Here is an 8657-nt window from a genome sequence, read left to right as displayed (position 1 = left end):
GTTGCGGGGGACGCTGCAAGTACGTCCATGTAAGCTCGGTCGCCGCATCCATGCGGCTCACGCCCCCGCAACCGGACCCACCCCGCCTTCGACAGGTTCCCGCTATCTGTCGGAATGGCATGGCCTGCTCCTGGTAGGTGTCGACCTTGGTCGACACGGCATGCCCTGCTATTGGTGGGTGTCGACCTTGGTCGACAAGGTAGATCCACGCGTGGAGGGAACTGAGGAGCAGAGCGGGCTCAGCTTCTGGCGCGCGGCGCCTCCGAAAGTGGAGCCCCCTTGTTGTTCAAGGGGGCGCGCCGACAGGCGGGGGGTTAAGGCGGAATGCGCGGAACGCCGGCGCCAACGGCGCCTGCGTTTCAAGGGGGCGCGCCGACAGGCGGGGGGNTAAGGNGGAATGCGGGCGGGGCCCACGATTTGCGCAGCAAATCGTGGGACGTAGCGCAGGTGGAGATTNAATCTCCACCTGCGCGCCCAGCTCCACCAACCGGTTACCCGGAATCCGGAAGAAGCCGGTCGCAGGCGCGGCATTCCGGTGCATTAGCGCGAACAGTTTGTCGCGCCAGATCGGCATGCCGCGGTTGGCGGTGGCCACGATGGTCTCGCGGCTGGCGAAGAAGGTGGTGTCCATCGGGTCGAAGTAGATGCCGCCGTGGTCGCACGAGCGCATCAGCGCCAGCGGTACGTCGGGGGTCTCCATGAAGCCGAAACGCACGTAGACCCGATAGAACTCATCGCCCACCGATTCGATCTTCAGGCGCTGCCCTTCCGCCGCGTACGGCACCGGCAGGGTCACCACGTGCAGGAACACGTTGCGCTCGTGCAGCACCTTGTTGTGCTTGAGGTTGTGCATCAGCGCATGCGGGGCCACGGTCGGGTCGGCGGTGAGGAACACCGCGGTGCCGGGTACGCGTACCGGCGGCGCCAGCATCAGGCCCGGCAGGAAGGTGTCGATGCGGATGCCGTCCTTGCGGATCTCGTCGCGCAGCAGTTCGCGGCCACGGCGCCAGGTGCGCATCATGGTGAACAGGAAGATGCCCAGCACCACCGGGAACCAGGCGCCCTGCAGCAGCTTGGCGCCGTTGGCGATGACAAAGCCCAGATCGATGATGAAGAACACCACGCACAGCGGCAGGATCCAGTTGCGTGCCTTGGGCCACAGCGAACGTGCGACCAGGGCCAGCAGCAGGGTATCGATCAGCATGGTGGCCGACACCGAGATGCCGTAGGCCACGGCCAGGTTGGACGAGCTGCGGAAGGCCAGCACCAGGCCGATCACCATCACCGCGATGCCCCAGTTGATGCCGGGGATGTAGATCTGGCCGATGGTGTCGTGCGAGGTGTGCTTGATGCGCATGCGCGGGATGTAGCCCAGCTGCATGGCCTGGCGCGAGACCGAGAACGCACCGGTGATCACCGACTGCGAGGCGATCACCGCCGCCATCGTGGCCAGGATGATCATCGGGTACAGCGCCCACGACGGCACCGCCTCGAAGAACGGGTTCTTCACCGCCTCGGGATGGTTGAGCACCAGCGCGCCCTGCCCCAGGTAGTTCAGCACCAGGCAGGGCAGCACGAAGAAGTACCAGGCGTGGCGGATCGGCTTGGCACCGAAGTGGCCCATGTCGGCGTACAGCGCCTCGCCACCGGTCACCGCCAGCACCACCGCGCCGAGGATGAAGATGCTGTGCCAGCCGTGCTCCATGAAGAAGCGGATCGCCCACCACGGGTTGAACGCCTTCAGCACTTCCGGCGCGTCGACGATGTTGTAGATGCCGATCGCGGCCAGCGAAATGAACCAGATCGAGGTGATCGGGCCGAACAGCTTGCCGATCTTCGCGGTACCGAAGCGCTGCACCGCGAACACGGCCAGCAGCACCACCACGGTGATCGGCACGATGAAGGCGTGCAGCCCGGGGGCAGCGACCTCCAGGCCTTCGACCGCACCCAGCACCGATATCGCCGGGGTGATCACCCCATCGCCGAAGAACAGCGAGGCGCCGAAGATGCCGAGGATGCCGACCACGTAGGCCGAGCGCGACCCGTTGCGCAGCGTGCGCTGGGTCAACGCCATCAGCGCCATGATGCCGCCCTCGCCGTCATTGTCGGCGCGCATGATGATGGTCACGTACTTCAGGGTGACCACGATGTTCAGCGCCCAGAACGCCAGCGACAGCACGCCCAGCACGGTGTCGTGGTCGCTGTTGAGCCCGTAGTGCGGCGAGAACGCCTCCTTCAGGGTGTACAGCGGGCTGGTGCCGATATCGCCGAAGACCACGCCGATCGCACCGATGATCAGCGCCAGGCCCCCGGCGGGGGGAGCGTGACCATGGCCGCCAGGGGCGGTGTGCGGGGTTTGACTGCTGGACATGGGGCTCCTGGCGAAGCTCAGGGTGTAATGGAAAGGAAGCGGAGCGGCTCAGCGCAGCGCCGACTGCAGGGCCTTGCGGATGACGGTGGCCACTTCGTCGCCGTCGTTGAAGGCCTCGCGCGCCATCCGCGCCGCCTCGGCGGGCTTGTAGCCCAGCTGCTGCAGGGCCACAGTGGCATCGGACAGCGGATCGGCCGGGGCCGGGCCACTGCCGGTCGGCAGTGCGCCACCGGCACCGAACTGCGCGGCGCGGTCACGCAGTTCCAGCACCATGCGCTCGGCGGTCTTCTTACCGATGCCGGGGATGCGGGTCAGCGCAGTGATGTCGCCGGCCTGGACCATGCGCGCGAATTCTTCGACGGTGACCCCGGACAGCACGGCCAGCGCGATCTTCGCGCCGATGCCGCTGACCTTCTGCACGTCGCGGAACAGGCGGCGCTCGCCTTCGCGCAGGAAGCCGTATAGCGAGACGCTGTCTTCCTTCTGCGAATAATGAGTGTAGAGCGTGACCTCACGGCCCAGTTCGGGCAGGTCGTAGAAGGTGCTCATCGGCGCCTCCAGCTCGTAGCCCACCCCATTGACGTCCACCACCAGCCACGGCGGCGCCTTGTAGGCGACGATTCCGCGCAGTCGACCGATCATTGCGTGCAGCTCCTCATTTGCGGCCCCACGCCTGGCGGGCAGTCAGCCCCAGGCGGTTGGCCGTTGCCCTTACGTGGGCATGGGTGATGGCCACGGCCAACGCGTCGGCCGCGTCGGCCTGCAGCTTGGTTTTCAGGTTGAGCATGAGCCCGACCATGTGTTGAACCTGTTGCTTTTCGGCGCCGCCACGACCGACCACGGCCAGCTTGATCTCGCTGGCGGCGTATTCGTGCACCGGCAGGTCGCGCAGCACCACCGCCGAAATCGCCGCGCCACGGGCCTGGCCCAGCTTGAGCGCCGAATCGGGGTTGCGCGCCATGAACACCTTTTCGATGGCCACTTCCTGTGGCTGGAACTGCAGGCACAGCTCGGCCAGGCCCAGCACCAGCAGCTTCATGCGCTGCGGGAAATCATCGGCACCGAGCAGCACCAGCGGCTGGTGATGCACGTGGCTGACCCGGCCGCTGGCATCGACATCGATGATGCCGACCCCGGTCCGTTGTGAACCCGGGTCGATGCCGAGAATGCGGGTCATGCGGCACACGCACGCAGGCCGCTGATCCGGGAAGGACGCATGCGGCGGTGATGGCTGGAAACGTCTGGGGTCATCATGGTCCGCATTGTCCGCTCACCGGCCGCCAAAGGCGACCGGCGCAGCGTCCGCTCAGGCGTAGGCGTCCGCGCCGAGATCGGCGTTGGAGTACACGTCCTGCACGTCGTCGAGGTCTTCCAGCATGTCCAGCAGCTTCTTGACCTGCAGGACGGTGTCGCCCTCGACCTTGATGTCGTTGTCGGCACGGAAGGTCAACTCGGCGTGATCCGGCGTGCGGCCAGCCGCCTGCATCGCATCCTTGACCGCGTGGAAGCTGTCGGCGGCGGTGAGCACGTCGATCGCGCCATCCTCCGGGTAGACCACGATGTCATCGGCACCGGCCTCGATGGCCGCTTCGGAGATGGCGTCCTCATCGGCGCCGGCGCCGTAGTGCAGCACGCCCACGCGCTTGAACATGAAGCTGACCGAGCCTTCGGTGCCCATGTTGCCGCCGCACTTGCTGAACGCGTGGCGGACATCGGCCACGGTGCGCACGCGGTTGTCGGTCAGGCAATCGACGATGACGGCCACGCCACCGGGCGCGTAGCCCTCGTAGCGGATCTCTTCGTACTCGACGCCTTCCAGTTCACCGGTGGCCTTCTTGATGGCGCGCTCGATCACGTCCTTGGACATGTTCGCGGTCAGCGCCTTGTCCACGGCCACACGCAGGCGCGGGTTGTTGTTGGGGTCGCCTCCACCGCCGCGGGCGGCCACGCCGATCTCACGGATGATCTTGGTGAAAATCTTGCCGCGCTTCGCGTCAGACGCGTTCTTGCGGTTTTCGATGGAGGGGCCTCTACCCATGGGTCTTTCCGTACGTGCGTTGATGGATAAGGCCGCGGATTCTACCTGATCGGGCCCGCTGACCGTGTCGAGGACGGATGGATGCCGCCGGGCATGGCCCGGCGAGAGCGTGCGAACCAACGGTTCGCACCCACCAAGGCAGGGCGGTAGCGCCGGGTCATGCCCGGCGAACCGCCTTACGCGGCGGCGGCGTCCCGGCCATGGTCGAACTGGCCATGGCGAAGGAAATGCGCGGTCTGCCGCGCGGCATCGGGGGACACCACCAGGCCGCTGTGGCTGGTGCGCACCACGCAGTGGTCGGCCAGGCCCGGCAGGCGGGTCTCGGCCAGCGCCACGGTACCGTCGGAATCGTCATCCAGCGCCCCGAGCAGGCTGCCCAGCCCATGCGGCACCGAGCCGGCGATCAGGCCAACCGCAGCCTTGCCCTGCCAGTCCGGCAGCCCGTCCAGCAGCAGCTCGCTGCTGCGGCCCAGGGCCAGGCCCCAACCATGTTCGGACAACGAGCGCGCAGTGCCGCTGCCCCGCAGTGGCGAGCCCAGGCAGACCACGCGCTGCACGGGCAGCTGCGGCTGCCGGCGCAGGGCTTCCAGCGCCAGCAGGCCCCCCAGGCTGTGCCCGACCAGCGACAGCGGGCCGGCATCTGCCAGCCGCTCCAGCAACTGCGGCACGGCCACATCGGGGCCGCCAAATACGGACGAGTAGCCAAAGGTATGGACCTGGAAGCCACGCGCACGCAGGCGCCAGGCCAGCGGCCCGACCCAGGCACGGGCATTCCAGATGCCATGCAACAACAGAACGGGGGGAGTCATGTGCAACAGCCTGGCGGTCAGCGGGGCGGAACTACGGTGATTGAACACAAGCCGGGGGCAAGCGGCGGTGAACGCTTTCAGGCCGGATGCGGCAGACGGCGCAGGATGAACTCAAGATCGTTGGTATCGCCCACCGGGAACAGGTACTCGCCGGCCTTTTCAAAACCATACCGGGCGTAGAAGCGCTGCGCGCCGAAGTTTTCCGACCACACGCCCAGCCACAGCGTGCGCGGGCCGTCGTGCTCCAGCCAGGCCAGCGCGGTTTCCAGCAGGCGGCTGCCCCAGCCGCAGCTCTGCTGCGTCTTGATCAGGTACAGGCGCTTGAGCTCACCGTCACCGGGCTTCACGTCCGGATGCGGCAACCCACAGGGGCCGGCGGCGGCATGGCCGACCGCCTCCCCGTCCAGCTCCAGCAGCCACACCGCGTAATCGGGGTGGGCCAGGATCGTGCGCTGGCGCTCGACCGTGTAGGCCTCGTCGAGGAAGGCCTGCAGGTCCTGCGGCGGATACAGATGGCCGAAGGTTTCGGTGAACGTGCGTGCGGCCAGCGCCGACAGGGTCGGCGCGTCGTCCACGGTGGCGCGGCGGATCGAATACATGGGTCGAGTTGACGTCAGGATACGGTTCGGGTCAAGCCCGCTCCGCCGGTTCCTTGTCGTCGTCTTCCTCTTCCTCTTCTTCGTATTCCTCGTCGTCCTCTTCTTCCTCGCCGTCTTCCTCTTCTTCGCCTTCCTCGTCCTCGTCGTACTCTTCCTCTTCGTCGTCTTCGTAATCCTCGACGCCGAAGTCTTCACCGTCCCAGCGGCCTTCGCCGTCGGCGACGAAGGTCAGGGCCATGGCCGACGGGTTGGTACCGACACGGACCAGCCAACCACCGAAGACACGTGCACGCTCGGTGACCAGGTTGGCCTCGGAGCCTTCATTGCCCAGCTTTTCCCACTCCAGCGAAAACGCAAACTCGGTCATTGCCTGGATCTCCTGATCAGTTTTTCTTGGGGCGAACCTGGATGTGCACTTCGGCCAGCTGCTCGTCGACGATCGGCGACGGCGCGTCGGTCATCAGATCCTGCGCACCGGTGGTCTTCGGGAACGGGATGACGTCGCGGATCGACTCGGTGCCGGCCATCAGCGCGGCGATGCGGTCGATGCCGAAGGCGATGCCACCGTGCGGCGGCGCGCCGTAGTTCAGCGCGTCAAGCAGGAAGCCGAACTTGGCACGGGCTTCTTCGGCACCGATGCCGAGCAGTTCGAACACCGCGCTCTGCATGTCGGGGCGGTGGATACGGATCGAACCGCCGCCGATTTCATTGCCGTTGAGCACCATGTCGTAGCCGCGCGAAACGGCAGTCTTGGCGTGCGCGCGCAGGTCGGCGATGTCGTCCACGGCCGGCGCGGTGAAGGGGTGATGCAGGGCCACGTAGCGCTGCGCTTCCTCGTCCCATTCGAACATCGGGAAGTCGGTGACCCACAACGGTGCCCAGCCGTCGGCGACCAGACTGAAATCCTTGCCGGCCTTCAGGCGCAGCGCGCCCATGAAGTCGGACACCTTGTTGTAGCCGCCGGCACCGAAGAACACGATGTCGCCGTTGCCGGCGCCGACATGGGCGACCAGGGCGGCGAAGCCCTCTGCACTGAAGAACTTCTGGATCGGCGAGCTGATTTCCCCGTTCTCGCCCACCTTGATGTAGGCCAGGCCCTTCGCACCGTACTTGGCGGCGTGCGCGGCGTACTCGTCGATCTGCTTGCGCGACAGGCTGGCACCACCGGGGATGCGCAGCGCGGCGACGCGGCCATCGGCATCGTTGGCAGCAGCGGTGAACACCGGGAATTCGCTGGTCTTGACCAGTTCGGCCACGTCCACCAGTTCCAGCGCGATGCGCAGGTCCGGCTTGTCCGAACCATAGCGACGCATCGCCTCGGCCCAGGTCATGCGCGGGAAGCTGGCATCCAGTTCGACGTCGACCACTTCCTTGAAGATGGCGCGGATCATGTCTTCGACGAAGTCCTGGACGTCGCGCTCGCGGACGAAGGCGAACTCCATGTCCAGCTGTGTGAATTCCAGCTGGCGGTCGGCACGCAGGGCCTCGTCGCGGAAGCAGCGCGCGATCTGGTAGTAGCGGTCGAAGCCGGCCACCATCAGGATCTGCTTGAACAGCTGCGGGCTCTGCGGCAGGGCATAGAACTCGCCCGGGTGCATGCGCGCCGGCACCAGGAAGTCGCGTGCGCCTTCCGGGGTGGCCTTGGTCAGGATCGGCGTTTCAATGTCCTGGAAGCCCTTTTCGTCCAGGTGGCGGCGCAGGGCCTGCACCAGCTTGATGCGGGTGCGCTGCATGCGCTGCATCTCCGGACGGCGCAGGTCCAGGTAGCGGTACTTCAGGCGGGTTTCTTCGCCCGGGTTCTCGTGGGCGTGGAACGGCAGCGGCGCGGCCTTGTTCAGCACGGTGATGGCGGTGGCGATCACTTCCACCTTGCCCGTGCGCAGCTTGTCGTTGACCGCGTGGCGGGCACGTACCACGCCTTCCACCTGCAGCACGTCCTCATAGCCCAGCGAGGCGGCCACGGCGAACACTTCGGCGTTGTCGAGCTCCACCGTCACCTGCACGATGCCTTCATGATCGCGGAGATCGATGAAGCAGACGCCGCCCTGGTTACGGGCCACGTCGGTCCAGCCGGCGAGGGTGACAGTCTGGCCAATCAGGGTCTCATCGACCAGGCCGCAGAAGTGGGTACGCATGGGGGGAAAGCTCCGCTGGAGAACGCCGGCGCCTGATGGGGGCCGGAAAGCCTCTTATTCTGCGGCCGAGGCCCCGGCCGGGGCAAATGCGGACGGTCACGCGGGCTTGATCGCCCCCGTCCTTATAGTCGCGCACCTACTCCCGCATGGGGATGTCGCCATGAAACCGCAGTCCCTGGCCAGCCTGGCCGTGATCCTTGGCACCTTTACCGCGCTCGCCCTGCACTCCGCCCCTGCCGCCGCGCAGGACGGGGTGGTCCGCTGCGAGAGCCAGAACAACCGCGAACGCGTCTGCAACACCGGCTGGCGCGATGCCCGGCTGGTCCGCCAGCTGTCCGGCTCGGCCTGTGTGGAAGGCCGAACCTGGGGCACCCGCAATGGCAGCATCTGGGTCAACAACGGCTGCCGCGCCGAATTCACCCAGGGCCGAGGCGGCTGGGATGGCGGCAACGGCGGCGGTTGGGGTGGTGGCAACGGCAACGGCAACAGCGGCACCGTGCGCTGCGAAAGCCAGGACAACCGCGAACGCAGCTGCCCGGTGGGCTGGCGCAACGCACGCGTGGTCCGGCAGATCTCCGGCACGCAGTGCGTGGAAGGCCAGAACTGGGGCGTGCGCAACGGCGCGATCTGGGTCAACCGCGGCTGCCGCGCCGAGTTCGCCGAGGCCCGCGGTGGATGGGGCGGCGGCAATGGTGGGGGCAATGG

General features: G+C 66.8%; 8 protein-coding genes and 1 pseudogene. 1 reads left to right on the top strand and 8 read right to left on the bottom strand.

The genetic code is table 11. The features are described 5' to 3' along the window. Positions 1–457 precede the first annotated feature (457 nt). The 8 genes and pseudogenes from TEP_RS04280 to aspS all read right to left on the bottom strand — a co-directional run. Positions 458–2371: pseudogene (locus tag TEP_RS04280) on the bottom strand (potassium transporter Kup); the annotation flags it as partial. 48 nt (positions 2372–2419) lie between these two features. Continuing rightward, positions 2420–3013 (bottom strand): Holliday junction branch migration protein RuvA, encoded by a 594-nt coding sequence (gene ruvA / locus TEP_RS04275; protein WP_132824391.1) that lies wholly within the window; start codon positions 3011–3013, stop codon positions 2420–2422. Positions 3014–3026: 13 nt separating this feature from the next. Further along, on the bottom strand, positions 3027–3548 hold the full coding sequence (gene ruvC, locus TEP_RS04270; protein ID WP_093818726.1) for a crossover junction endodeoxyribonuclease RuvC: 522 nt from the start codon (positions 3546–3548) through the stop codon (positions 3027–3029). A gap of 129 nt (positions 3549–3677) precedes the next feature. Next, positions 3678–4409, bottom strand: coding sequence for a YebC/PmpR family DNA-binding transcriptional regulator (locus TEP_RS04265; RefSeq protein ID WP_032975140.1), 732 nt, complete (start codon positions 4407–4409; stop codon positions 3678–3680). A 176-nt stretch (positions 4410–4585) separates the two neighbouring features. Continuing rightward, the gene (locus TEP_RS04260) at positions 4586–5218 is read right to left on the bottom strand and encodes an alpha/beta fold hydrolase (RefSeq protein WP_025874679.1); all 633 of its coding nucleotides are present in this window, start codon (positions 5216–5218) and stop codon (positions 4586–4588) included. A 77-nt stretch (positions 5219–5295) separates the two neighbouring features. Continuing rightward, positions 5296–5817, bottom strand: a complete 522-nt coding sequence (locus TEP_RS04255; protein WP_132824390.1) for a GNAT family N-acetyltransferase — start codon at positions 5815–5817, stop codon at positions 5296–5298. A 31-nt stretch (positions 5818–5848) separates the two neighbouring features. Then, entirely contained in the window at positions 5849–6184 is a 336-nt protein-coding gene (locus TEP_RS04250) for a DNA primase (protein WP_132824389.1), read from the bottom strand. Positions 6185–6200: 16 nt separating this feature from the next. Then, complete coding sequence (gene aspS, locus TEP_RS04245) at positions 6201–7952, bottom strand: aspartate--tRNA ligase (RefSeq protein WP_132824388.1); 1752 nt, start codon at positions 7950–7952, stop codon at positions 6201–6203. A gap of 160 nt (positions 7953–8112) precedes the next feature. On the opposite strand from aspS, the gene TEP_RS04240 reads away from it, so the two are divergent. Beyond that, positions 8113–8657 (top strand): DUF3011 domain-containing protein (locus tag TEP_RS04240; protein WP_132826449.1); only part of this gene is annotated, 545 nt, incomplete at its 3' end.

This window comes from Stenotrophomonas sp. TEPEL, from assembly GCF_004348785.1.
In the GTDB taxonomy this organism is placed as follows: domain Bacteria; phylum Pseudomonadota; class Gammaproteobacteria; order Xanthomonadales; family Xanthomonadaceae; genus Stenotrophomonas; species Stenotrophomonas indicatrix.
Note: the sequence above shows the minus strand (reverse complement) of the source record. Positions and strands in the feature narration are given on the sequence as shown.

Bases quoted from the DNA above. Each gene is read 5' to 3' on its own strand.
- ruvA (WP_132824391.1), bottom strand. From the start codon at position 3,013: ATGATCGGTCGACTGCGCGGAATCGTCGCCTACAAGGCGCCGCCGTGG.
- ruvC (WP_093818726.1), bottom strand. From the start codon at position 3,548: ATGACCCGCATTCTCGGCATCGACCCGGGTTCACAACGGACCGGGGTC.
- TEP_RS04265 (WP_032975140.1), bottom strand. From the start codon at position 4,409: ATGGGTAGAGGCCCCTCCATCGAAAACCGCAAGAACGCGTCTGACGCG.
- TEP_RS04260 (WP_025874679.1), bottom strand. From the start codon at position 5,218: ATGACTCCCCCCGTTCTGTTGTTGCATGGCATCTGGAATGCCCGTGCC.
- TEP_RS04255 (WP_132824390.1), bottom strand. From the start codon at position 5,817: ATGTATTCGATCCGCCGCGCCACCGTGGACGACGCGCCGACCCTGTCG.
- TEP_RS04250 (WP_132824389.1), bottom strand. From the start codon at position 6,184: ATGACCGAGTTTGCGTTTTCGCTGGAGTGGGAAAAGCTGGGCAATGAA.
- aspS (WP_132824388.1), bottom strand. From the start codon at position 7,952: ATGCGTACCCACTTCTGCGGCCTGGTCGATGAGACCCTGATTGGCCAG.